The 25314-nt window shown below is 30.5% G+C and carries 23 protein-coding genes and 1 pseudogene; 14 read left to right on the top strand and 10 right to left on the bottom strand.

The features are described 5' to 3' along the window. Positions 1 to 2: 2 nt before the first annotated feature. The 5 genes and pseudogenes from AJN58_RS05615 to AJN58_RS05595 all read left to right on the top strand — a co-directional run bounded on the left by AJN58_RS05615 (position 3) and on the right by AJN58_RS05595 (position 5311). Entirely contained in the window at positions 3 to 929 is a 927-nt protein-coding gene (locus AJN58_RS05615; protein ID WP_070278339.1) for a tetraacyldisaccharide 4'-kinase, read from the top strand. After that, on the top strand, positions 926 to 2338 hold the full coding sequence (gene thrC / locus AJN58_RS05610; protein ID WP_070278337.1) for a threonine synthase: 1413 nt from the start codon (positions 926 to 928) through the stop codon (positions 2336 to 2338). The genes AJN58_RS05615 and thrC overlap by 4 nt, the downstream gene beginning before the upstream one ends. After that, positions 2335 to 3054, top strand: a complete 720-nt coding sequence (gene kdsB / locus AJN58_RS05605; RefSeq protein ID WP_070278360.1) for a 3-deoxy-manno-octulosonate cytidylyltransferase — start codon at positions 2335 to 2337, stop codon at positions 3052 to 3054. Before thrC ends, kdsB begins: the two co-directional genes overlap by 4 nt. 102 nt (positions 3055 to 3156) lie before the next feature. Then, positions 3157 to 4449, top strand: a pseudogene (locus AJN58_RS05600) (Cj0814 family flagellar-dependent secreted protein). 91 nt (positions 4450 to 4540) lie between these two features. Next, complete coding sequence (locus AJN58_RS05595; protein ID WP_002859503.1) at positions 4541 to 5311, top strand: transporter substrate-binding domain-containing protein; 771 nt, start codon at positions 4541 to 4543, stop codon at positions 5309 to 5311. A gap of 15 nt (positions 5312 to 5326) precedes the next feature. Here the strand turns inward: AJN58_RS05595 and fliP are convergent, their stop codons facing one another. Further along, a complete protein-coding gene (fliP, locus tag AJN58_RS05590) occupies positions 5327 to 6061 on the bottom strand; it encodes a flagellar type III secretion system pore protein FliP (protein WP_002852529.1) in 735 nt (244 codons plus the stop codon). Between the two features lie 141 nt (positions 6062 to 6202). On the opposite strand from fliP, the gene glmU reads away from it, so the two are divergent. Genes glmU through truA form a run of 7 tightly spaced genes read left to right on the top strand, consistent with a single transcriptional unit; the run spans position 6203 to position 12449 of the window. Beyond that, positions 6203 to 7492, top strand: coding sequence for a bifunctional UDP-N-acetylglucosamine diphosphorylase/glucosamine-1-phosphate N-acetyltransferase GlmU (gene glmU / locus AJN58_RS05585; RefSeq protein WP_070278588.1), 1290 nt, complete (start codon positions 6203 to 6205; stop codon positions 7490 to 7492). Further along, positions 7489 to 8643 carry a bifunctional phosphopantothenoylcysteine decarboxylase/phosphopantothenate--cysteine ligase CoaBC gene (gene coaBC, locus AJN58_RS05580; RefSeq protein ID WP_070278586.1) on the top strand — a complete coding sequence of 385 codons (1155 nt, stop codon included), beginning with the start codon at positions 7489 to 7491 and terminating at the stop codon, positions 8641 to 8643. The genes glmU and coaBC overlap by 4 nt, the downstream gene beginning before the upstream one ends. Then, complete coding sequence (locus AJN58_RS05575) at positions 8640 to 9257, top strand: hypothetical protein (RefSeq protein ID WP_070278584.1); 618 nt, start codon at positions 8640 to 8642, stop codon at positions 9255 to 9257. Before coaBC ends, AJN58_RS05575 begins: the two co-directional genes overlap by 4 nt. Positions 9258 to 9260: 3 nt before the next feature. After that, positions 9261 to 9929: a polyprenyl diphosphate synthase gene (gene uppS, locus AJN58_RS05570; RefSeq protein WP_002852565.1), complete on the top strand. Its 669-nt coding sequence runs from the start codon at positions 9261 to 9263 to the stop codon at positions 9927 to 9929. Then, positions 9926 to 10702: an A24 family peptidase gene (locus AJN58_RS05565; protein ID WP_070278583.1), complete on the top strand. Its 777-nt coding sequence runs from the start codon at positions 9926 to 9928 to the stop codon at positions 10700 to 10702. The genes uppS and AJN58_RS05565 overlap by 4 nt, the downstream gene beginning before the upstream one ends. Continuing rightward, on the top strand, positions 10702 to 11727 hold the full coding sequence (locus AJN58_RS05560) for an LptF/LptG family permease (protein WP_070292069.1): 1026 nt from the start codon (positions 10702 to 10704) through the stop codon (positions 11725 to 11727). The genes AJN58_RS05565 and AJN58_RS05560 overlap by 1 nt, the downstream gene beginning before the upstream one ends. Beyond that, positions 11724 to 12449, top strand: coding sequence for a tRNA pseudouridine(38-40) synthase TruA (gene truA / locus AJN58_RS05555; protein WP_074469222.1), 726 nt, complete (start codon positions 11724 to 11726; stop codon positions 12447 to 12449). The genes AJN58_RS05560 and truA overlap by 4 nt, the downstream gene beginning before the upstream one ends. On the opposite strand, the gene ilvA is transcribed toward truA, so the two are convergent. Further along, positions 12446 to 13657 carry a threonine ammonia-lyase gene (ilvA, locus tag AJN58_RS05550; protein WP_002861469.1) on the bottom strand — a complete coding sequence of 404 codons (1212 nt, stop codon included), beginning with the start codon at positions 13655 to 13657 and terminating at the stop codon, positions 12446 to 12448. The two genes, truA and ilvA, sit on opposite strands and share 4 nt — an antisense overlap. Further along, complete coding sequence (locus AJN58_RS05545; RefSeq protein WP_002861470.1) at positions 13657 to 14070, bottom strand: CoA-binding protein; 414 nt, start codon at positions 14068 to 14070, stop codon at positions 13657 to 13659. Before AJN58_RS05545 ends, ilvA begins: the two co-directional genes overlap by 1 nt. Before the next feature lie 118 nt (positions 14071 to 14188). Between AJN58_RS05545 and AJN58_RS05540 the strand changes: the two genes are divergently transcribed. Next, complete coding sequence (locus AJN58_RS05540) at positions 14189 to 14605, top strand: membrane protein (RefSeq protein WP_002861471.1); 417 nt, start codon at positions 14189 to 14191, stop codon at positions 14603 to 14605. Here AJN58_RS05540 and trmA read toward each other — a convergent pair. From trmA to AJN58_RS05515, 5 genes are read right to left on the bottom strand one after another with little or no spacing between them, the layout of a single operon-like run. Next, a complete protein-coding gene (trmA, locus tag AJN58_RS05535; RefSeq protein ID WP_002861472.1) occupies positions 14592 to 15665 on the bottom strand; it encodes a tRNA (uridine(54)-C5)-methyltransferase TrmA in 1074 nt (357 codons plus the stop codon). The genes AJN58_RS05540 and trmA overlap by 14 nt on opposite strands. Then, complete coding sequence (locus tag AJN58_RS05530; RefSeq protein WP_002861473.1) at positions 15662 to 17395, bottom strand: Na+/H+ antiporter NhaC family protein; 1734 nt, start codon at positions 17393 to 17395, stop codon at positions 15662 to 15664. The genes trmA and AJN58_RS05530 overlap by 4 nt, the downstream gene beginning before the upstream one ends. Then, positions 17392 to 18141, bottom strand: a complete 750-nt coding sequence (locus AJN58_RS05525) for an SDR family NAD(P)-dependent oxidoreductase (RefSeq protein ID WP_002861474.1) — start codon at positions 18139 to 18141, stop codon at positions 17392 to 17394. The genes AJN58_RS05530 and AJN58_RS05525 overlap by 4 nt, the downstream gene beginning before the upstream one ends. Next, on the bottom strand, positions 18138 to 19376 hold the full coding sequence (locus tag AJN58_RS05520) for an ankyrin repeat domain-containing protein (RefSeq protein WP_032603315.1): 1239 nt from the start codon (positions 19374 to 19376) through the stop codon (positions 18138 to 18140). Before AJN58_RS05520 ends, AJN58_RS05525 begins: the two co-directional genes overlap by 4 nt. 59 nt (positions 19377 to 19435) lie before the next feature. Then, positions 19436 to 21982, bottom strand: coding sequence for a bifunctional aconitate hydratase 2/2-methylisocitrate dehydratase (locus AJN58_RS05515; RefSeq protein ID WP_070278581.1), 2547 nt, complete (start codon positions 21980 to 21982; stop codon positions 19436 to 19438). 54 nt (positions 21983 to 22036) lie between these two features. On the opposite strand from AJN58_RS05515, the gene AJN58_RS05510 reads away from it, so the two are divergent. Next, on the top strand, positions 22037 to 22489 hold the full coding sequence (locus AJN58_RS05510; protein WP_002856786.1) for a methylated-DNA--[protein]-cysteine S-methyltransferase: 453 nt from the start codon (positions 22037 to 22039) through the stop codon (positions 22487 to 22489). On the opposite strand, the gene AJN58_RS05505 is transcribed toward AJN58_RS05510, so the two are convergent. Next, positions 22481 to 23422, bottom strand: coding sequence for a hypothetical protein (locus AJN58_RS05505; RefSeq protein WP_002861477.1), 942 nt, complete (start codon positions 23420 to 23422; stop codon positions 22481 to 22483). The genes AJN58_RS05510 and AJN58_RS05505 overlap by 9 nt on opposite strands. 3 nt (positions 23423 to 23425) lie before the next feature. Next, the gene (gene metG, locus AJN58_RS05500; protein ID WP_070233330.1) at positions 23426 to 25312 is read right to left on the bottom strand and encodes a methionine--tRNA ligase; all 1887 of its coding nucleotides are present in this window, start codon (positions 25310 to 25312) and stop codon (positions 23426 to 23428) included. Positions 25313 to 25314 lie beyond the last annotated feature (2 nt).

Raw genomic sequence — 25314 nt, 5'->3', positions numbered from 1 at the left:
CAATGAGTGAAGAAAAAAATTATGAACTTTGGCTTGATAATTATTTTTTTAAGCCTAATTTTTGGCAAAAATGTCTTGCTTTTGTACTTTTACCTTTAAGTGTGCTTTATGCTTTTTTTGCGATTTTAAATACTTTTTTTCGTAAAAAAATAGTTTTTAAAAAGCCTGTTATTAGCGTTGGTAATTTAAGTTTTGGAGGTAATGGAAAAACCCCGCTTTGCAAAGCTATAGCAAGGGAATTTGATGACGTTTTTATAGTGCTTAGGGGCTATAAAAGAAAATCTAAAGGTTTGTTTGTTGTTAAAAATCAAAATGAAATTTTATGCACCTTAGCACAAAGTGGCGATGAAGCTATGGAGTATGCTTTTGAAGAAAATATCAAAGGTGTGATTGTAAGTGAAGATAGAGTAAAAGGTATTGAAAAAGCTTTTGAGTTGGGAGCTAAAATCGTTGTACTTGATGATGCTTTTTCTAAATTTCATATTAAAAAATTTGATATTTTGCTTGAAAGTAAAATCAAACCTTATTTTAATTTTACCTTACCAAGTGGAGCTTATCGTTTGCCAAAATTTTATGAAAAAAGGGCTGATTTTATTGCATTAGAAGGTAGGGATTTTGTGCGTTATTCTTTTGTAAAAGAAAATCCAAAGGCTGTTTTGGTAACTGCTATTGCTAAACCTTTTAGATTGTATGAGCATTTTATCAAAGCAAGGGCTTGTTATTTTTTTAAAGATCATTATGAGTTTAAAAAAGAAGAATTAGAAAATTTGCTAAAAAAACATAATTGCGATACACTAATGCTTACTTTTAAGGATTTTGTTAAAGTTAAAGATTTTGGTTTTAAATGTCAAATTATAGAGTTAAATATAGATTTAAAAGATACACTAAAAGAACAAATTAGAACTTATATTAAGGAGTTTGAGCAATGAAATTGGTCGAGAGTAGAAATGTAAATAATGTATCAAGCTTTAAGGAAGCTTTGATTAACCCAAACGCTCCAGAAGGAGGACTTTATTCGCCTTTAAATTTACCTATTTTTGAAGGAGAAAAATATGCCAATTTATCTTATAAAGATTTTGCTTTAAAGCTTATAGAAAGTTTTGGTTTTGGCGAAGAAGAGCTTTTTAAAAAGGCTTTGAAAAGTTATGAAAGCTTTGATGATAAAAATACACCTATTTCTTTGCAAAAAATCTCTGAAAAAACCTATATTAACGAGCTTTGGCATGGGCCTACAAGAGCTTTTAAAGATATGGCTTTACAGCCTTTTGGCGTGCTTTTAAGCGAATTTTCAAAGGATAAAAATATTTTAATTATCTGTGCTACAAGTGGCGATACGGGACCTGCAACTTTAAAAAGTTTTGAAAATGCAGAAAATGTTAAAGTAGTTTGTATGTATCCAAAAGGTGGTACAAGTGGAGTTCAAGAGTTGCAAATGCGAGCTTTAGATAAGGATAATTTGAAAGTTTTTGCCATAGATGAGGATTTTGATGCAGCGCAGCACACTTTAAAAGAATTGCTTTTTTCAAAAGATTTTCAAAATGAAATTAAAGCTTTAAATTATGAGCTTTGCGCAGCAAATTCTGTAAATTTTGGACGTATTTTATTTCAGATTATTTATCATTATTATGCGAGTTTAAAACTTTTTAATGAGTTTTTAGAAGAAGTGCAAATCATCGTTCCAAGTGGAAATTTTGGCAATGCTTTAGGAGCTTTTTATGCTAAAAAAATGGGAGCTAAAATTTCAAAAATCAAAATCGCTTCAAATGCGAATAATATTTTGAGTGAATTTTTTAATCAGGGCGTTTATGATTTGCGTGAAAAAAGTCTTAAGAAGACTATTTCTCCAGCTATGGATATACTTGTTTCATCTAATATCGAAAGACTCTTATTTGCGAAATTTAAAGATAAAAGAACTAAAGAACTGATGAATTTGTTAAAAAATGAGAGATATTTTAAACTTGAAAAAGAAGAATTACAAAGTTTGCAAGAAGATTTTGAGGCGGATTTTTGCACCGATGAAGAATGTATGCAATTTATCAAACAAAGTAAGATTTTAATCGATCCACACACCGCAACTTGTTTTAAAATGCTTGATCCTTTAAAACCTAGCATTATTACCTCTACAGCAGAATGGACAAAATTTACTCCAAGTATGATAAAAGCTTTATATGATAGGGATTCTAAGAATGAAAAAGAAGATTTAAAATTTATAGCTAAAGAGTTTAATGTCCAAGTTAAAGATGAAATTTTGGCTTTATTTGACTTGAAAAATAGCGATGAAAAGGTATTTGAAGCCAAAAATATAAAAAAAGAAATTTTAGATTGGATGCAAAAATGATTATTATTCCTGCAAGATTAAAATCAAGTCGTTTTCATGAGAAAATTTTATGTGATATAGGTGGAGTGCCTATGTTTGTGGCTACTGCAAGAAGGGTAAGTAGTGTGGATGAAGTTTGTATAGCTTTAGACGATGAAAAGGTTTTAAGTATCACTAAAGAATATGGTCTAAATGCGGTTTTAACAAGCAAAGATCATGAAAGTGGTACGGATAGGATTAATGAAGCATGTAAGAAACTATCTTTAAAAGATGATGAGATTATTATTAATGTCCAAGCTGATGAGCCTTTTATAGAATGTGAAAATTTATTAAAATTTAAAAAATTTGCAAGTTCTTGCTTGGATAAAAAAGCTTTTATGGCGAGTTGTTATAAAAAAATTACTCAAGAAGAAGCTATGGATCCTAATCTGGTTAAAGTGCTTTGCGATAAAGAAGGGTATGCCTTGTATTTTTCAAGAGTTAAAATCCCTTATGAAAGAGAAAATTACGAGGAAAGTTTTAAAGGGCATTTAGGCATTTACGCTTATAGTGTCAAAGCTTTAAGGGAGTTTTGTTCTTTATCAAGTTCTGCACTTGAAAGAGCGGAAAAGTTAGAGCAGTTAAGAGCTATAGAAAATGGTAAAAAAATCAAAATGCTTGAAATTTCAACAACAAGCATGGGGATTGATACTAAAGAAGACTATGAAAGGGCTTTAAAAATTTATTTAGAAAAATAACTCCACCCCAAAACGGAACAGATCTTGCTTATATTATTTTAATATATTTAGGTTGAAGGCAAAAAAATCTAAATCAAGGAATTAATATGAGTATCTTTTAGCATCAATGATAACTCAAACTATAATTCTATACTTTCACAAGCAAAAGCTAATAAAGAAAGTAAAGAAAATTCTAAAATAAGTTTTGCTAATGCTTTTTTAAAACAAAATGCTAGTAAATTAAATGAAATTCAAAGTGCAAATTCACAAACTTTAATAAGAAGTGAAGTATTAAATTCTACTAATACAACAAATACTAGCAATAATACTAATTTTAGTACAAGTAGTAAGACAAGTTCTCCTAATTATGATATATCTAGTGAATTTAAAAACTCTATTTATACTCTAAAATATAAACAAGCAGATATAAGTAATAATACAGCCTATGGTTATAGTGTAGATAAAGATGGTGATTTTAACAAAGCCGCAGGATTGCCTGAAGATTTTAAGATACATAAATCTACTTTGGATGAGATATATAACTTTAATGAAGCACAATATCAAGATATAAGAGAACAGCTAGGAATTTCTCGCTATTTTACCAATATCGATATGGCTGATACCATAAAACAATATTATAATCAATTTAATCAAATTGTTAATCATACTTTTAATGATACCAATAAAACAAGTTTCACTGAAGCAGATATAAATTCTATGCCTAAGGGTTATGCTATAAATGGTGGATTTTAATGATCCAAGCAATAGAATGAATATCACTCACCTAAGAGATTTTTCAAATTCTTCTATTACAAATATTTATCAAACCCCTGAACAAATGAAAGAAGCTGAAAGTTTATATATACAATCAGGATCTTTAATAGATGGCATAAATGGACATAGTTTTGGTTTATCTTTGGAAGAAATCAAAAATGTTTCTAAAGGTGAAGATTGGCAATTTAATCCTGATATGTCAGTTTATCCAAAAAATGAAGATGGAAGTTATTCTAAAGAAGCTTTGTTTATGAGTTTTTTAAAATCATATGGTAGCGGACAACCCGTTGAGAGTTCAGAAACTACACTTAACCCAAAAGTAGAAGCTTACAATAGGGCTATGGCTAAAGAAAGTTTTAATGGTGATAGCATTGCTTTAAATGACATCATGACAGGCAAAGTGGATTTTGCGGTTTATTAAAAGGTTATGCACAAGATGGCTGGCTTGATGCAGATATATATGCAATGGAAAAAGGAGTTGCTTGGCAAAATACAAGCATAGGTTATGGTGGAGCTTGGTTTGATAATCAGTTTAATCAAGCAAAAGCTAATGGCTGGAAAGCAAGTAACCAAAGTATAGACTCTTATGTTAATTCTATAATGGATAGATTAAATAATCTTATAGGGCAGACTAGGGTTTAAAGGTTTTAATTTTTTAAGTTTAAAACAAATTGCTAATAACAAAATAAGATAAAATTAGTATAATTTTTTACAAAAAATTTGAAAGGAAATTATGAAAAAAATTATTTTGATTTTTATCTCTTTTTTTGCTTTAAATTTGAGTGCAAAAGATTTGGTTGTAGGAATGGAGCTTGGATATCCGCCTTTTGAAATGAGCGATAAAACAGGCAAAGCAAGTGGAATTAGCGTGGATTTTTTAGAAGCTTTTGCAAAGAAAAACGGCTATAAACTTGTAGTAAAAAATATCGCTTGGGATGGTTTAATACCTGCTTTAAAAACAGCCAAGATAGATCTTATAATGTCTTCTATGACAATTACCGATGAGAGAAAGAAAGTGGTGGATTTTAGCATTCCTTATGCTAAGGCAAATTTGGCTATTTTAACTCCTTTGAACTCTGATATTACAAATATCAAAGATTTAGATAAAAAGGGCAAAGTTTTGGCTTTAAAGCGTGGTTCTACAGGGCATTTATATGCGGTTAAAAATTTAAAAAATGCAACTATTAATTTATTTGATAAAGAAAATGCTGCTATTTTGGAAGTGATTCAAGGCAAGGCTGATGGATTTTTTTATGATCAACTTACGATTTATCGCACTTGGCAAAAACATCAAGATACAACTAGAGCCATTTTGGCACCTTTTCAAGAAAATCCTGAGTTTTGGGGTATAGCAGTGCAAAAAGGTAATGCAGAACTTAAAAAAGAGCTTGATGAATTTATTGCAGAAAGCAAAAAAGATGGGCTTTTTGATTCTTTAGGAGAAAAATATCTTAAAGATGTTAAAGATACTTTTAAAAAGAATAATTTAGAATTCTTTTTCTAAGAAGGATTTTCCTTCTTAGGTTACAAAGCTTTCCACAAGCCTTTGCACTAGCAAATTCCATCCATCCACTAATACAAAAATCAAGAGTTTAAAAGGTAAAGAGATCATAGTAGGAGGTAGCATCATCATACCCATAGCCATTAAAACTGAGCTTACAACCATATCTATGACTAAAAAGGGTAGGTAGATTAAAAATCCTATTTCAAAAGCGGTTTTAAGCTCTGAAATCATAAAAGCAGGAACTAAAACCGTAAGGGGAACATCATCTATGGTTTTGGGATTGGGTAGATTGCGTATGCGATAAAAAAGGGCTAAATCTTTTTCGCGAGTATTTTTAAGCATAAAATCTTTAAAAGGCTTTGCTCCTTTTATAAAAGCCTCTTCATAGCCTATTTTTTCTGCTAAATAAGGTTTTATACCTTCATTATAGGATTTTGTAGCTACAGGTTCCATGATAAAAAAAGTTAAAATTAAAGCCAAGGTTACTAAAATAGTGTTAGGTGGCATACTTTGCGTCCCCATAGCTTGTCGCAAAAATGAAAATACCACAATAAGACGCAAGAAAGAAGTCATAACAAAAACTATACTTGGAGCGAGCGCAAGTATGGTTAAAACAATCACTATATTTAAAGTAGTAACAAGCTGATTAGGCGTATTGGGTGCACTTAAGCTTAAATTTACTGTAGGGATAGTTGCTTCAGCAGCAAATAAGCTCATGCTTAAAAGTAAAAATAATAATATTTTTTTCAAAATTTAAAAACCTTTTTTGTTTTTTATTAAAGAAATTTAAATTTTATCTTTTGATGACTAAAAACTAGTTTAAGGGTATTAGGATTTTAACTTTAAACTGCTAAAATAGTCTTTTAGACTTCTTAATAACAAAGGTAAAAAATGAAAACTTCTATTTTGATTTTAGCGGCAGGATTGGGCACTAGAATGAAATCACAAAAGCCAAAGGTTTTGCAAGAGCTTTGTCAAAAAAGTGTGATTTTACACATTTTAAAAAAGGCTTTTGCTTTAAGTGATGATGTAAGTGTAGTTTTATCGCATCAAAAAGAACGCGTTGAAAAAGAAATTTTAGAACATTTTCCAAAAACACAAATTTTAGAGCAAGACTTGCAAAATTATCCAGGAACTGCAGGAGCTTTAAGGGGGTTTGAGCCTAAAAATGAAAGAGTGTTGATTCTTTGTGGCGATATGCCTTTAGTTGAGCAAACAAGTTTGGAAGCTTTGTTAGGTAATAATGCAAAATTAAATCTAGCAGTTTTTAAAGCAAGAGATCCTAAAAGTTATGGTAGGGTGGTGATAAAAAACGATAGCGTTGAAAAAATTGTTGAATTTAAAGATGCAAATACACAAGAAAAAGAGATAAATACTTGCAATGCTGGGGTTTATGTGATTGAATCGAGACTTTTAAAAGAGCTTTTACCTTTGATTGATAACAATAATGCGGCAAAAGAGTATTATTTAACCGACATTGTAAAACTAGCAAAAGAAAAAGATGTGATGATTAAAGCGGTTTTTGTAGATGAAGATGAATTTATGGGGATTAATGATAAATTTGAACTCAGTATAGCTGAAAATTTCATGCAAGAAAAAATTAAAAAATACTGGATGCAACAGGGTGTGATTTTTCATTTACCGCAAAGCACTTTTATAGGTGCAGATGTTGAATTTGTAGGTGAATGCGAAGTATATGAAAATGTAAGGATAGAGGGTAAAAGTAAGATTATAAACTCTATCATTAAAAGCTCAAGTGTGATAGAAAATTCCATCGTAGAAAATAGCGATGTAGGGCCTTTGGCACATTTGCGTCCAAATTGTGAGTTAAAAAACACTCATATAGGAAATTTTGTAGAATGTAAAAATGCAAAGTTAAATACCGTAAAAGCAGGACATTTGAGCTATTTAGGAGATTGTGAGATAGATAGTGGAACTAATATAGGCTGTGGGACTATTACATGCAATTATGATGGGGTAAAAAAGCATAAAACCATCATAGGAAAAAATGTTTTTGTAGGTTCTGATACGCAATTTATCGCGCCTGTAAAAATCGAAGATGAAGTGATCATAGCAGCAGGAAGCACGGTAGGTATCAATGTAGAAAAAGGTGCTTTGTTTATCAATAGAGCAGAGCATAAGATGATAAAAGATTATTATTACAAAAAATTTCAAAAATGAAAACCATACTTTTGGCTATTAGTGGCAGTATAGCTTTTTATAAATCTTACGAGCTTATTTCTTTGTTTAAAAAAGAAGGCTTTAGGGTAAAAGTTTTGCTTTCTAATGGTTTGTTAAAATTTGCTAGCAAAATGAGTTTTGAAGCCTTGGCTGATGAGATTTTATGCGAGGAAAATGAAAGTTGGCAAAACTCAAACAATCACATAGTTTTTAGCAAGGATGTAGACCTTGTTTTGTTTGCCCCTGCAAGTGTTAATTCTATCAATAAACTTGCTTTTGGTATAGCGGATAATCTTTTTATCCAAACCTTAATCGCAGCAAATAAACCTCTTATCATAGCTCCTGCGGCAAATACAAATATGTTTCATCATTTTAGCACGCAAAATTCTTTAAAGATACTTAAAGAAAATAAAGCTTCGATTATAGAGCCTATTTGTAAAGTTTTAGCTTGTAAAGATGAAGGCGTAGGAGCCTTAGCTGAAGTTAAGGATATTTTTAATATCACCAAAAGAGAGCTTTTAAAAGAAAAGTTTTGGTGTGATAAAAGTGTAGTTATCACAGGTGGTGGCACAAAAGAAAAGATCGATGATGTGCGTTGTGTGAGTAATTTTTCAAGTGGAAAAATGGCAAAAGCCATAGCTGATGCTTTTTATTTTTTAGGAGCTAGGGTAAAACTTTTAAGCTCTGTGGAATTTGATACGCCTTATGAGCTTTGCAAATTTGAAAGTTCTAAGGAACTAAAAGAGCTTTTGGATAAAAATTTAAGTCATGACTTTTTGATTATGACGGCTGCAGTGAGTGATTTTATCCCTCAAAGTGTAAAAGGAAAAATTAAAAAAAATGAGCATTTACAGGGTTTAAACTTGCATCTATCTTTAAATGAAGATTTGCTTAAAACTTGCAAATTTCAAGGCAAAAAGATAGGTTTTAAGATGGAATTTGATTCTCAAAATGCCTTAGAAAATGCGAAAAAATCTTTAAAAGATAAGCAACTTGATATGGTTTGCCTTAATATCATTGGTCAAAAAAATTATTTTGGAAGCTATCAAAATGAACTTTATTTTATCACTTTCAACAATGAAAATAAAAGCACCTTGCAAAGCAAAGAAAAATTGGCATTTGAATTAGTAAAATGGTGTGAAAAATTATGAGTATGATTAATTCTACCTTGCCTATACAAATGAAAGTTTTGGCTAAATCAGGCTATGGACACTATACGCTTTTGTTAAATCACAAAAAGATTCAAACCAAAAGCATGATAGAGCTTGAAATTGGCGCTGAATATTTAGCCGAACTTTATATGCAAAATGGTGGAGTTATACAATTTAAACATCTTTCAAAGCGTCCTAATTTCAAACCTTTTGAAGAGGGATTGGCTTTAATAATCGCTATTTTAGAGGATAAAATTTCTTATAAAAAATTCATCATACAAAATCTTTTAGATTGTAAAGATATAGAGCGTTATCAGATATTAAAAGAAATGCTTTTTGCAAGTTTTGAAAATATTTATCATATTCCTTTTATCTTTGAAAATAAATCTTGCTTGTTTCAAATGCGTAAAAGAGCAAAATATTTAGAAATTTACTTATATTTTAGTGTTTTTGGAGCTTTGAAAATTTTAATAGATTTACAAGGTGTTAGCGTTTTTACACCTTTTGCCAAGGTACAAAAATTTTTAAACGAACATTTAGATTTTAATGTATCGCAAGAAAACAAGATTGAACCTTTGTTTGTTTTCAAAAGGCTTTTTGATTTTAAAGGATGAAAAATGAATGAATTAAAACACCTTGCTGTTGTTATGGATGGTAATAGGCGCTGGGCTAGGGCTAAGGGTTTTTTGGCAAAACTTGGATATTCCCAAGGAGTCAAAACTATGCAAAAATTGATGGAAGTTTGCATGGAAGAAAATATTTCAAATTTAAGCCTTTTTGCTTTTAGTACGGAAAATTGGAAGCGCCCTAAAGATGAAATTGATTTTATTTTTGAACTTTTAGATCGTTGTTTGGATGAAGCTTTAGAAAAATTTGAAAAAAATAATGTGCGTTTAAGAGCTATAGGTGATTTATCGCGTTTGGAAGATAAAGTAAGAGAAAAAATTACCTTAGTTGAAGAAAAAACAAAGCATTGTGACGCACTTTGTGTTAATTTGGCTATAAGTTATGGTGCAAGAGATGAAATTATAAGAGCTGCTAAGCGTGTGATCGAAAAAAAACTTGAGCTAAATGAAGAAAATTTAACGCAAAATTTAGATTTACCTTTAGATGTGGATTTGATGCTTCGCGTTGGAAATGCTAAAAGACTTTCAAATTTCTTACTTTGGCAGTGTTCATATGCTGAAATTTATTTTAGTGAAACTTTATTTCCATCTCTTACCAAGAGAGAATTTAAAAGGATTATTAAAGAATTTAGAAATAGAGAAAGAACTTTTGGAAAATGATACTTTTCATAATAATTCTAGGGGCTTGTTTGGGTTCTTTTTGCACAAGTTTGGCAAGTAGGATAATTGAAAAAAAGCCTTTTTTTATCTCGCGCTCTTTTTGTTTTTCTTGTGATGCAAAATTAAAATACTATGAAATTATTCCTATTTTTTCTTATATTTTTTTAAAGGCAAAATGTCAAACTTGCAAATGTCATTTGCCTATTTCTTTATTAATCAATGAAATTTTAGGCATAATTTTGCTTATTTTGGTTTATTTTTTAAGTCAAAATTTTTATGATTTTTTATTTTTATCTCTATTTTTATTTAATCTTTTCTTGCTTTCTTTAATTGATATTAAACTCAAAGCCGTACCACAAATCTTACTTTGGAGTGCTTTTTTATTTGCTTTTTTTTACGCCTTTAGGGAAAGTGAAATTTTACATTTTTTGATTTTTAAAGAGTTTAGCAGAGGTTTTTTACTAAATGCTTTTAGTTTTGGAGGATTTGTTTTTTTATTAAAAAGTTTAGTTTTTTTTCTAATGAATTTCCAAAAAAAAGATGAAATTTTAGAAAATTTGGGTGATGCTGATATTATCATTATGTCTTGTATAGGTGGAATTTTAGGTTTTGAGTATGGATTTTTAGTATTATTTATAGCTTCTATTTTAACTTTGCCTTTTTTTATTTTTTTTAAAATTAAAGCAATAAAAGAGCGAGAACTTGCTATGATACCCTTTTTAAATATCGCTTTTGTGGCAGTTTTATTTTATAAAAACTTAGGATTATTCTAATGAAGCTTAGTTTAAGATATGTTTTAAATCAATTTTTAAGTACGAATTTGTCTATATTTTTCGTACTTTTTGCTATTGTATCTATGGTGTTTTTTATTCAACTTGCAAAACTTACTTCAAGCATAGAGATTAGTTTTTTGGATCTTTTAAAGCTTTATGGATTTATGTTGCCTAGAATTTTAATTTTTACCTTGCCTATATCTTTTTTCATTTCTTTAACTTTGGCTTTGTTTAGACTTTCTAAGGAAAATGAAAGCATAGTACTTTTTACTTTGGGATTTTCACCAATGATTTTGGCAAAATTTTTCCTTAAAATTGCAAGCTTGATTAGTGCTTTTATGCTTGTTGTGGCTTTGGTAATGATACCTATAGTATTTGAGCTTCAGGATAACTTTGTAAACTATAAAAGCACTCAAGTGAAATTTAACTACAAAACAGGAGAATTTGGACAAAAATTTTTAGACTGGATGATTTTTATGGAAAAACAAGATAGTGATAAGTATGAAAACATAATTATGTATCGCCCTAAACATAAAGCTGATGATAAAGAACAGCTTATCATAGCCAAAGAAGCGCATGTGCAAAGAAAAGACGATAGCTTTGCTTTTAGCTTAAATCAAGGCAAAATGTATAATTTTGAGCAAGGTCAAAGTATTTTTAGTGGAGAATTTGACACTTTAGTAGTAAATACTCAGTTTAATACAGACAATCTTCAAACAAAGAAATTTTATGAATACTGGAATGATTTAAACGAAAATCCACAAAGAGCAAGAGAATTTGTGATTTATACAACTATAGCCTTGTTTCCACTTGCTAGTACGCTTTTTGCACTTTGTTTTGGTTTGGTTACTTATCGTTATGAAAAAGGCTATGTGTATTTAGGTATGTTTGGAGTGATTGCTATATATTTTGGACTTTTAAGTTCTTTTTCTCAACCTCCAATTTTGGCTTGCCTTGGAATTTTTTCTTTAAGTTTATTTGTTTCGGCTTATTGTTTTAAGAAAATGATTTTGAGTCGTTATTGATGAAAATAAAAATTATATTTTCTTATGATGGCTCTGCTTTTTTAGGTTCTGCTACTCAGCCTCATAAAAAAGGTGTTCAAGATGCTTTAAGTGGGGCTTTATCGCATTTGGGTATTTTTTCACCTCTTTTGATGGCTTCTCGTACGGATAAAGGAGTACATGCAAGCTATGCTGTAGCTAGTGTAGAATGTGGAGATCATTTTGTAAATTTAGAATATCTTCAAAAACAACTTAATAAATTTTCCCATCCTTTTATCCATATCAAAAAAATTGAAAAAGTAAAAGATGATTTTGAGGTAAGATTTGATGTAAAAAGTAGAGAATACCGCTATATATTTTCTCACTCTTCTTATAGTCCTTTTATGGCTTCTTATGTACATTTTTATCCTAAATTTGACCTAGGTAAAGCTAATGAGCTTTTGGGTTTTTTTGTAGGAAAAAAGGATTTAAAGTTTTTTTGTAAAAGTGGAGGGGATAATAAAACGACTTTAAGAGAAATTTTTATTGCTAGAGCTTATGCTTATAAAGATTTTAGCATTTTTCATTTTAAAGCTAATGGTTTTTTAAGAGGGCAAATTAGATTAAGCGTAGCAAGCGTTTTAAAGGTTTTAGAAGGAAAAATGAGTGAAAAAGAACTCAAAGAACAGATTGAGGCTAAAAAGCAATACAATCACTTTTTAGCACCGCCAAATGGGCTTTATTTAAGCCGTATATGTTATTAAAAACTTTCATAGAAATTAAACGCCTTTTGGGTTAAAATTTTTCTTATTTCTTCTTGATGTTCTTTGCCTTTGGTTTCTAGGGTAATTGAAATCATCGCATCGCCATAATCAAGCTTGGTGGAAAATCTATCATAGTCGATTTTTACTATATTTGCATTGGCTATTTTTAAGCTGTCTGTAAGGTGTAATAATGCCCCAGGTTTATCTACTAAAGTAACATGAATTTGCATTTTTCTGTAAGATTTAAATAAACCTTTTTCTATGATGATATTTAGCATTTGTGCATCGATATTGCCTCCGCTTAAAACTACGCCAATTTTTTTATGATTTTGTGTATTTATTTTTTGATGAAGTAGGGTGGCTACACTCGCAGCTCCTGCGCCTTCAACTATGATTTTATGTTTTTCAAGTAAAAACAATACCGCATTAGCGATTTCTTCATCATCAACTTGGATAAAATCATCTACGCATTCTAAAATAATATTAAAATTAATAGGATTTGCATCACGCACAGCAATACCATCGGCTATAGTGCGTACGCTTTTTGCATTTTTGATTTTTTTAGCATGAAAACTTTCATACATTGCAGGAGCTCCTTTGGCTCCAACGCCGATGATTTTAATGTTTGGATTGATTTGTTTAGCTGCACTTGCGATACCACTTATAAGTCCTCCACCTCCAACAGGTGCGATAATCATATCAAGATCACTTATTTCATCAAGCATTTCAAGCATCAAAGTTCCTTGTCCTGCCATTACAAATTCATCTTCAAAAGGATGGATAAAACTAAGATTATTTTCTTTAGCATAAGAGGTTGCAAAAGTATAGGATTCATCAAAATTATCTCCTTTGAGTATCACCTCTGCTCCTAAGGCTTTTGTAGCAGAAACTTTTAAGAGCGGAGTGGATTCTGGCATTACAATAACCGCTTTAATGCCAAATTTTTTTGCACTAATGGCCACGCCTTGAGCATGGTTTCCCGCACTTGCGGCAATGACTCCATGTTGTTTTTGTTCAGCGCTAAGATTGGCTATTTTATTATAAGCTCCACGAATTTTATAAGCACCTGTAATTTGTAAATTTTCATTTTTAAGATAAATCTCACTTTGACAAATATCACTTAAAAAAGAAGAGTATATGAAAGGAGTTTTGTTTACAAACCCTGAAATTTGTTGTTTTGCTTTGTAAATTTTATTAAGCTCTAACACTATTTTTCCTTTGTTTTAAAATACGGATATTCTAGCATAATGCAACGATTTTGTATAAAATTTATATCTAATTTTTTACATTCTTCTTTGGCTGTTTCATTACTAATACCAAGTTGAAGCCATAGGTTTTTAATATTTTTTTCAACAAGCTTAGGAAGAATTTCTAGTGCCGCTTCGCCTTTTCTAAAAAGTATAAGTGTATCGATTTTTTCTTCTATTTGATCTAAATTTCTATAAACTTTTTCATTTAAAATAAACTCTTCTTTAGGATAAATAGGAAAAATTTTATAATTTTTTCTTTGTAAAAATTCTGCTACCCTATAAGAAGCTTTTGTCTTATCTGGACTTAAAGCAAATATGGCAATATTTTTACTTGTATTTATAATATAAGAGATAGTTTCTTTTTCATTCATTATTAACCTTTGTTTTGGTATTTTATCTTAAATGATTAAAAAATTAACTAAAGTGAATTCAAAAAATGAAAAAAGTGTTATAATATAGCAAATTCCGAAGTTTAATAAGGAGGGAAAAATGGAAGAATTTTATCCATATACTTTAACAATCCATCTTCTTTGTGCTATTTTGTTTATAGGTTATTTGTTTGTTGATGTATTTGTTTTGGGCGTAGTTAAAAAGAAAAATCCTAATTTTGACAAAAGTCTTTTTAGTGCTACTGGGGTTAAAATAATGCCTTTTGTGGTTCTTTTGCTTTTTTTAAGCGGAGGTGCTTTGGCAGGTTTTCATTTTAAACCTTTAAATTTACTTTTTGCTATAAAAATTATTTTGGCTTTTGGAATTTTATCTTTAGTTGTTTTTTCTTTATTTTGTCATTTTATATTAAAGAAGAAAAACCCGCTTGGTGCTTTTATCCATCCTTTTGTATTTGTGCTTTGTATCGCGATAGTAATACTGGCTAAATTAATGAATTATTTTTTTATACCTTGCTAAGAAATACTCCACATTCAAGATGTGGAGTATTGGCAAATTGATCAAAAAGAGCAAACTCTTCCACTCTATGTGTTAGACTTAATTCTTTTAAATTTTCTTTTAAAGTGATAGGATTGCAAGAAATATAAATAATATTTTCATATTTTTTTATTAAGTCAATTACGCTTTTATCAAGTCCTGCACGGGGTGGATCAACTAAAACATGAGAGAAATTAAAATCATCTAATCGAATATCTTTTAAACGAAAAAATTCTCTTTCTTTTTTGATAGCAAGACTTAATTCTTCGCTTGAAAGTCTTGCAAAGTGGATATTTGTTGTATTGTTAAGCTCGCAATTTTTTAAAGCAAAATTAATATTGCTTTTTGAAATTTCAGTGGCTAAAATTTTAAAAAAGAATGGTGCTAAAGCTAAAGTAAAATTTCCATATCCACAGTAAAGCTCAAGTAAATCCATTCTTTTTTGAGTGCTTAAAATTTCACATACCCAAGTAATCATTTTTTCATTTATAGCAGTATTAGGCTGAATAAAACAATCGTTGTTAAATTCATAAAATATTTTTCTATCTTGAATATTTAAAGTTTGTCTTAGATTTTCTGTTTTAAAAATAAGTTTTTTGCCTTTACTTCTTGCTATAAGGTTGATATGAAGAATATTGCTTAAATTTTCTAAATTTGACTTTATATCTTCTATATTTTTATGATAAAGTAAAGTTATGCTAAGTTCTTGCTTTGTGGTTAAAAACTCCACGCCAAAAAGTTTTTCTTTTAATTTGCTATCTTGACGCAAGCATTCTAGAAGTTTTGGCATAAAAGCGCAAATTTTTTCATCAGCAAAATCTAAATATTCTATAATGTACTTTTTTTTGCTTTTTGGATCAAACATTGCATAAAAAAGAGTATCATTTTCATGATAAAATGAAAGTTCAACTCTTGTACGATAATGTTTATCTTTTGAGGCAAAAAGTTTAAATTCCTTTGTATAAAATTCTTTAAAATATTTTTTTATGAAAGAGTGTTTTTCATCTAAAGTAAGAAAATTTCCAAAATTTTCAAGACTCATGGAACTTTCTTTCCGATGAGTCTTAGTAAAAGCGCAATAAGTATAAAATTTAAAGGCAAGACAAACCAAACGCTAAGTCCTAAAGATACAGGAATATATCCAGCGATTAAAGAAATACCACAGATAAATAGAGCATAAGGAATTTGTGTTCTTACATGCTCCATATGATCGCATTTTGCACTCATAGATGAAAGGATTACATTATCTGAAATTGGTGAGCAATGGTTTCCAAAAATCGCACCTGTTAAAACGCAGCTTATATTAATGACCATATAATGATGCATAGCATTTGCATCCATACCATTGATTTTGGCGATTTCATGAGCTAAAGGCACAGCCAAAGGCATTAAAATCCCCATAGTTCCATAGCTTGTTCCTATGGCAAAAGAAATGGCTGAAGCAAAAGCAAAAATAGTAGCAGGTAAAATAAACTCAGGCAATTTATCTGCAAGTAGACTGGTGATAAATAAAGAAGTTCCTAGATCTTTTACTATACTTGAAAGCGACCAAGCAAATAAAAGCAATACTATGGTAAAAATCATGGTTTTCCAGCCATATATCCAAGTTTCTACCGCTTCTTTAAGATTGAAAATTTTACGACGCACCCCGATAAAAATCGCTGCAATAGCAGCAAACAAAGCAGCTTGGAATAACACCACAGAAGAATCAGCATTTCCAAAAGCAGCCCTAAAAGTTTCAAAAGACAAAGGATTGGCACTTGCTTTTGCAAGTTCTTCGCCTTCTAAAGTGCTAAGTCCATTAAAATAAAATCCTAATATAGCTAAAATGATTAAAGTAAAAATAGGAACAATAGCATCAAAAGCACGAATTTTAATACCTTCTTTTGGCGCTAAAAACTGATCTTCTAATTCAGCAGTATCTAGCGTGCCTGATTTAGGTAGAGGTGCAATTTGTCCTGTGGTTCTTGCACGCACTTCAGCCTTGTACATAGAGCCAAACTCACGTCCCATGATTGCAGTCATGACTACAAAAAAAAGCATGAAGATATTATAAAAACGATAAGGTATGGTTTCGACAAAAATTCCAAAAGCACTAATATCGCTAATGCCTATGTGTTCATAAGCGGTTTTAATTAAGGAAACTTCTAAGCCTATCCAAGTGGAAATTACAGCTATTCCTGCCACAGGAGCTGCGGTAGAGTCGATAATAAAGGCAAATTTTTCACGAGAAATTTTAAATTTATCCGCCAAAGGACGCATAATTGGACCTACGATCAGTAAATTAGCATAATCATCAAAAAATATTAAAAGCCCTAAAAACCAAGTATTAACTTGAGCTGATACAGCTGATTTGGCTCTTTTGGCAAATTTTAATGCTACAGCTTTTGCACCACCCATTTTTGTGATAAGCGCCACAAGACCACCTATACAAAGAATTTGTAAAATGATTCCCGCATTTACTGGATCAGAAGTTGAACCTAAGATATAAGAAATAATCTTTGAAAAAGATTCTACTGCAGTATTATAAAAATTTACAAAAGCTAAATGTTGTGCTTTGAAAATATTTGCAGAAAGGCTAAGTAGAAAAGTTCCACTTAAAACTCCAGCAAAGAGTGACAAAATAACATCTTTTGTGATAAAGGCTAAAGCAATAGCAACTAAAGGTGGTATAAGCGTAAAAACTCCAAATAAATTAGCATTTGCAGCTGCTTCTGAGGAGTTTGCAAATGCAACTAAAGGTAAAAACAATAAAACTAAAAATTTATTCATTCATCTCTTTCTATATAAAATCCATTCCAAGTTTGTGTTACCGGCATAAGCTCGATTTCATTAACATTAATATGGCTTGGTAGGTTAATAATAGACATTACCACTTTGGCAATATCATTAGCACTGATAAATTGCGTATTTTCATACACTGCATCAGCTTTTTGGATATCTCCTTTAAAACGCACTTCACTAAATTCAGTTTTGCAAAGTCCTGGAGCAATGTTTGTTACTTTGATATTGCTTCCTCTAAGATCATTTCTTAAGGCCAATGAAAATTGTCCTACAAAGGCTTTGGTTCCACAATACACATTGCCTCCAAAATAAGGATTGCGTCCTGCAACCGAACCTAAGTTAAAAATATAAGCATTTTTTTGTTTACGAAGTATAGGAATAACAGCTTTTGCAACATATAAAAATCCTTTGATGTTTGTATCTACCATAGTGTTAATATCTTCAAGGTTTAATTTATCAAATTCATCTACCCCTAAAGCTAAACCTGCATTATTAAAAAGCACATCAATTTCTTGAAATTCTTTGGGTAAATTTTCAATAGCCTCAAAGATTTCTTTTTGATTTCTTACATCTATGCAAAGCGTATAAATCTTATCTTTGTGAGCATTTTTTAACTCTTCTAGACGCTCTTTGCGTCTAGCAAGGGCGATTACTTTGTAGCCTTTTTGTATAAAAGCTTCAACGCAAGCTCTACCAAAACCTGAACTAGCTCCTGTAATAAATGCGGTTTTCATTCTAAACTACCTCCGTAAAATAGATTTTCGTTTGCTTTTAAACCCAAGCTTTTTAGATAATCAGCATTTTCTTTTTTACCTGCTGCTAGCGCAAAGTCAAGCGCATTAAAACCAAGATCATCAACAGCATTAAAATTTGCTCCTTTTGAAATAAGAAGTTTTAAAATTTCAACATTTCCATAGGCTGCAGCATGCATTAAAACATTTTTTGAAGTGTGCTCTAGAGCACAAAATGTAATAAAATAAGGCGTATTTGAACCTATGTTCGCACTTAATGCTAATTTTTCATTGTTATTAATATATTTTTGATTAAAATTTGCTCCATTATCAAGAAGTAGTTTTATGATATCAAGGCGATTAAACTCTATGGCATAAAAAAGTGGGGTTTTACCAAAGGCATTGGCTTGATTAACATTCGCTCCATTTTGGATTAAAAAATTTGTATTTTCATAATTTTCCAATGCGTAAAAAATAGCACTTTCATAACCTTCGTCAATCCTAGCACCAAAACGAATCAAAAGTTCTAAAATTTCTTTTTCTCTTTGATTTAGAAGCGCTGCTTGCAAGGCTATCGTAAGATCATCTTGGCTTGGATTATTTGAAAAAATAAAATCTTGTATATAAGATACCGAATAATTTTTATTTGACATGATTTTTGCTAAAGGACTAATGTCTTTGTAAATTTTTGTTTCACCAACAGCCCAATTTAAAAATTCGTTTAAAGCATTGCTAGTATAGTAAATATTACTACCTTTGTCAAAATTAAAATTACTTTCAAAATACTTTTCTAAAGGTTCTATAGCATTGTTATATTCTTTCCAAAAAGCTTTGTAAAGTCTAAAATTTCCTATACTTTGATATGCCCAATATCTAAAATAAGATTTTAAAATATCATATTTTTTTTCTAAATTTTCGGGTGTATCTAAAGTTTTTTGATAAGCGATGGGATCGATAGCTATTTTTAATAATAAAAAATCAAATTGTTGTAATTTGGGCAAATAAGCCACACCATTACAAGAGCTATTGCTTCCGCGAATTTCATTGGAAATCGCATAGAGTTTTTTTGTAAAATCTTGATTTTTTAAAGATTCTTTACAGCTTGAAGCTATATTTAAATAATCTAAATTTGAACTTTTATTTAGCAATGTTTTATTATTTTTAATGTTGTCGCAGTTAATGGCATCGCTAGCCATTAAACTTGCAAAACAACAAAAGGAAGTGAATAATAACTTCAATATTTTTCCTTTGAAAATTTTAATTTTGTTATTTAATCCAAATAAGTATTAAATTTGAATTAATTTTCAAGTTTGAAATTTTCAATCTCATTAAAATTTAAATATCTATAGATATTTGCCTTATGCTCATCACTTAGTTTTTCGCTGACAATTTGTAAGTATTCTTCCTTGCTTGGAATTTTACCCAAAATCGCACAAACTGCCGCAAGTTCTGCACTGCCTAAATATACTTTAGCACCCATTCCCATACGGTTGTCAAAATTTCTTGTAGAAGTTGAGAAAACTACAGCTCCATCATTTACTCTAGCTTGATTACCCATACATAAAGAACAACCAGGAACTTCTATTCTAGCACCTGCTGCACCAAAGATGCTGTAATAACCTTCATTGGTAAGTTGTGCTTTATCCATTTTTGTTGGAGGCACTACCCAAAGTCTGGTTTTAAGTATGCCTTTATCTTTTAAAATTTCTCCCAAAGCTCTATAATGTCCTATATTTGTCATACAAGAACCTACAAAAACTTCATCTATATTTTTTGGACGCTTATCATCGGCTAAAATTTCACTTAAGGTTGCTACATCATCAGGGTCATTTGGACAAGCTAGGATTGGCTCTTTAATGTCATTAAGGTTAATATCTATAATATAAGCGTATTTTGCATCTTTATCTGCTCTTAAAAGAGTAGGGTTTTTAAGCCATTCTCTCATTTTTTCAGCCCTTCTAGCAAGGGTAGCTTTATTCTCATATCCTGCTTCTATCATAGCTTCAATTAAAGAAATATTGGATTTGATATATTCGCTTACACTTTCTATGCTTAAATCCACACTACAAGCAGCTGCAGATCTTTCAGCACTTGCATCACTAAGTTCAAAAGCTTGTTCGACTTTTAAGTTTGGCAAGCCTTCTATTTCTAAAATTTTTCCTGCAAAAATATTTTTCTTATTTTTCTTTTCAACGGTAAGTTGTCCTTGTTTGATTGCGTAATAAGGTATAGCATTAACCAAATCTCTTAAGGTAACTCCAGCTTGTAATTCCCCGCTAAAACGCACTAAAACACTTTCAGGGACATTTAAAGGCATAGAACCAGTAACTGCAGCAAAAGCCACAAGTCCACTTCCCGCAGGGAAAGAAATTCCTATAGGAAAGCGTGTGTGAGAATCCCCACCCGTTCCTACGGTATCTGGCAATACAAAACGATTAAGCCAAGAGTGAATAACCCCATCACCTGGTTTTAAACTTACCCCACCACGACTTGTCATGAAATTGGGCAAGGTTTTATGTAAATTTGAATCGCTTACTTTTGGATAAGCAGCTGTATGGCAAAAGCTTTGCATCACAAAGTCTGCATTAAAACCTAGGCTTGCAAGTTCTTTAATTTCATCTCTAGTCATAGGACCTGTGGTATCTTGAGAGCCTACAGTTAAAGTTATAGGTTCTATATACATACCTGGACGCACGCCTTCAACTCCACAGGCACGACCTAGCATTTTTTGAGCCAAGGTATAACCACCGCTTGAAGATTTAGGTTGTTCAGGTTTGGTAAAGATATTTTCACTTTCCATTCCTAAAAATTCTCTAGCCTTAGTACAAAGCCCGCGACCTATGATAAGTGGGATTCTTCCTCCTGCTCTAACTTCATCTAAGAGAGTGTTTGGACTGAGTGTAAATTCTGCAATTGTAGAGCCATTTTTTATGATTTTTCCCTCATAAGGATGAATTTCAAACTCATCGCCCATTTCTAAGTTTGTTACATCACAGATAATAGGTAAAGCCCCGCTATCTTGAGCAGTGTTAAAGAAAATCGGTGCTATAGTTGAACCCATTACTATACCACCGCTATGCTTGTTTGGCACACCTTCTATTTCTTTTCCTAAATGCCATTGTATAGAATTTATTGCTGATTTTCTACTTGAACCTGTTCCTACAACATCACCTACATAAACTACTTCGCGACCGCTTTTTTTAAGCTCTTTGATTTTTTCTAAGGATCCTGCTTGTCTTACCTTTAGCATGGCATTTGCATGCAAAGGAATATCGCTTCTTGTAAAAGCATCTCCTGCAGGGCTTAGATCGTCGGTATTTGTTTCACCTGCTACTTTGAAAACTATACATTTAATCACTTGAGGTAATTTTTCTTTTTTGTTAAACCAGTCCGCATTTGCCCAGCTTTGTAAAACTTCCTTAGCGTGTGGATTGTTTTTGCTAAGTTCAGCTATGGTATGAAAATTATCATGAACAAAAATAATATTTTTCAACACTTCTGCAGAATCTTTGGCTATGTTTTCATCTTTTAAGGCATCAATTAAAACTTTAACATTATATCCGCCTAGCATAGTTCCAAGCATTCTTAAGGCTCTTTTTTTGTCTATATTTGGAGCGCTGATTTTGCCTTTAAGTATAGAATCTAAAAATTCACATTTTACTAAAGCTGCATCATCAACACCAGGATTTACTCTATTTTCTAAAAGATTTGCAAGCTCTTCATTATTTTCATTTTCAAGTAGTTTACAAAGTTCTTTAGTTTGATTTGCATTTAAAGGAAGGGGTGGTATACCCAAAGCGGCTCTTTCTTCAACAAGTTTATTGTATTCTTGCATAAAAGACATTTTCTACTCCTTAAATATTTTTTATTATAATTGTAGCTCTTTGAAGGATAAAAAATGTTTAAAGTTTATTATAAAATGCCTTTATGTTACCTATCTTTACATAGTGATGGAAAATTTTTAACTAGAGTCGATTTTTGTGATAATAAAAGATCAGAAAAAAATTGTAGTTTGCTTGACTTAGCAAAATATGAACTTGATTTATATTTTACTCATAAGCTTAGAAAATTTAGCATTCCTGTTTTGATACAAGGTACAGATTTTGAATCAAAGGTTTATAAGGCTTTAATGAAAATTCCTTATGGTAAAATAGCTACTTATAAAGATATAGCAGAAAAAATTAATCATCCAAAAGCTTTTAGAGCTGTCGGAAATGCAAATTCTAAAAATCAAATTCCTATTTTTATACCTTGTCATAGAGTTATTGCAAGCAATGGCATAGGAGGATATAATGGAGGGCTTGAAATAAAAAGATTTTTGCTTGAAAATGAAGGAGTGAATTTAAAATAAGCTTGGGGTTTGATTTTCTTTGTTTTCAAATTCTTGTTCAAAAATATCATAATTTTCAAGAATTAAACAATATTTAAAATTTTTTAATTTTCTTAAATCTGAAAGCTGATTATAGGAAAAATCACAAAATAAAGAATTTTTAGAAGCAATTTTAAAGTCTTTTATGTTTTTAAATTTTTCTTTCCAGAATTCAAAGGTATTTTGGTTGTTGCTTACAATAAACGCTTGAGAGCTTGAACCAAAAGGAGTGATTTCAAATTTATCATCAATAAAATAAATTTTAAAATCATCAATCTTATTAAAGTCAAATATTATTTTTTGATTTTTTTCTTTTAAAAAAGAAATAATTTTTGCAAAACTATTTGCGTAAAAAAAAGGTAAATTAAGATTTTTAAAATATAAATTTTCACAAATCAAAGTTGTAAAAAAAAAGCTAGATCGCGATAATAAAGTAAAATTAGCATCTTTTAGACTATGAGAATAGGCACAAAGTTTATTTAAGTAATTTTCTTCACAGTAGCAAAAAATTTCACCCTTTTTTGCTTTGATTAGTTTTTCAAAATCAGCAAAAATATTTCCTTTTAAAATGTTAAAATAAAAAGCCTTGCAAAGACTTAGTTCGTAAGATTTAAAAAGTAAAAATTCACATTCTTTATCTTCACAAAAAAAGCGTAAAAATCTTACAAGAGCTTGTTCTAGATTTTCTACTCTAAAGTAAAAAATGTCTTTATCTTCAATAGTAATGTCATTTTCTGTAATTATAGCATAAGCGCCTTTTTTTACAGCTTGGGTAATTTCTTTTTTATCGTTATTAAAGAAGGCAAAGCCTGCTTTAAGTTCGTTTAAATTTATGGCAAAACCTTCCACGCTTAAAACGCTACCTTCATGAACGAGTGTCGCGTTTAAAAGTTCACCTAAATTGCTAATTTGCATATTTTAGCCTACTAAAGAACCGTTTTGCACAAGTTGTTCAGGGGTGATTAAAACAAGTTTATCTCCGCTTTTTGCAGAAAGTATCATACCATCGCTTTCATGTCCAAAAATTTTAGCTTTTTTAAGATTACTTATAACACATACTTGTTTACCGATTAAATCACTGGCTTTATAGTATTTTGCTATGCCTGAGAGTACTTGACGGATCTCTTTATTGTCAAGTTCGAGTTGAAATTTTAAAAGTTTTTCACTCCCTTCTATATTTTGACAATCAAGTACCTTAGCAACTTTGATTTCAATTTTTGCAAAATCATCGATTTTTATTTTAGGACTTTCTTCTTTTTTAGGTTCTTCTTTAATTTCTTGTTTTAAAAGAGCTTTTTCTACTTTTGGAAATAAAGCTTCACAAGGATTTGCTTTAAAATCTAAAAGTTTATTATCAAGTATCATTTTTGCGTAATTTGCAGACGAAATTTCAAAATTTAAAGCCAAAGCTACTTTTTGACAAGATTTTGGTAGAGCAGGGCTTAGCAAAAGACTTGTTTTAGCTAAAATATTTGCACAAAGTGCTACTAAAGCATTAGCTTGTTCGTGTTTGTTTTCTTTGATTAAATTCCAAGGTTCGTATTTGCTAATGGCTAAATTTGCCACACTTAAGGCTTTAAAAAGTTCTTCTAAATAACGATTACACTGTAAGTTTTCTAAAAATTCTACCGCTAAATTTAAGTGTTCTTTTACTTGATTTAATTCAGCATTGTAAAATTTTAAAACACTTTCTTTTGAAATATTTCCTTGAGAATATTTTGTACTCATACCTATAATGCGATTAAGTAAATTTCCAAATTCATTGCTTAGTTCAGCATTGATACGATTTATCAGCATATTTTCGCTAAAATCCCCATCATTACCAAAAGGTACTTCTCTAAGCAAGAAATACCTAAAAGCTTCGCTTCCATAAGCATCAACTATTTCTTTAGGTTTTACAACATTGCCTTTAGATTTGCTCATTTTTTCACCTTCTTTAGTCCACCAGCCATGTGCACCTATAAATTTTGGCAAAGGCAAATCCACGCTCATTAAAAAAGCTGGCCAATAAATGGCATGAAAACGCAAGATATCTTTTCCTACTAAATGCACATGCGCAGGCCAAAATTTAGCATTTTCTCCCTTGCTTTGAAAATCAAGCGAACTTATATAGATAAAAAGTGCATCAAGCCATACATAAATAATATGTTTATCATCATTAATTTCTTGAGGCAGTTTAATCCCCCAATCAAAACTTGTTCTTGTAATAGAAAGATCTTTAAGGCCGCTTTGGACAAAATTTATAAGTTCGTTTTTTTTGTTTTTTGGTAGGATGGGATCTTTTTCTTCATACCATTGTAAAATTTTATCTTGATATTTTGAAAGTTTGAAAAAATAGCTTTCCTCTTTTAAAATTCTAGTTTGTTTGCCACAATCCGGACAAGAACAATCATTGATAAGCTGACTTTGAGTAAAAAAGCTTTCACAAGAAATACAATAGTGTCCTTCGTATTCATCTTTATAAATATCACCTTTTTGCCACATTTTTAAAAACATAGCTTTAACAAATTCAATATGTCTTGTATCAGTTGTTCTTGCGTAAATATCATAGGTGATTTCAAATTCATCCCATAATTTTTTAAATTCAAAACTGATTTTATCAGCATATTCTTGAGGAGTGGAATTTCTTAGTTTGGCAGCTTCTTCGATTTTTTGTCCATGCTCATCTGTTCCTGTTAGAAATCTTGTTTCATGTCCTTGCAAACGATAAAATCTTGCTAAAGTATCGGCTATGATGGTAGTATAAGCATGACCTAAATGAGGTACATCATTTACATAATAAATTGGTGTTGTAATATAACGCATTT

The organism is Campylobacter sp. BCW_4321 (genome assembly GCF_001763075.1).
GTDB lineage: Bacteria > Campylobacterota > Campylobacteria > Campylobacterales > Campylobacteraceae > Campylobacter_D > Campylobacter_D jejuni.
This window is presented reverse-complemented; position numbering and strand designations above follow the sequence as displayed.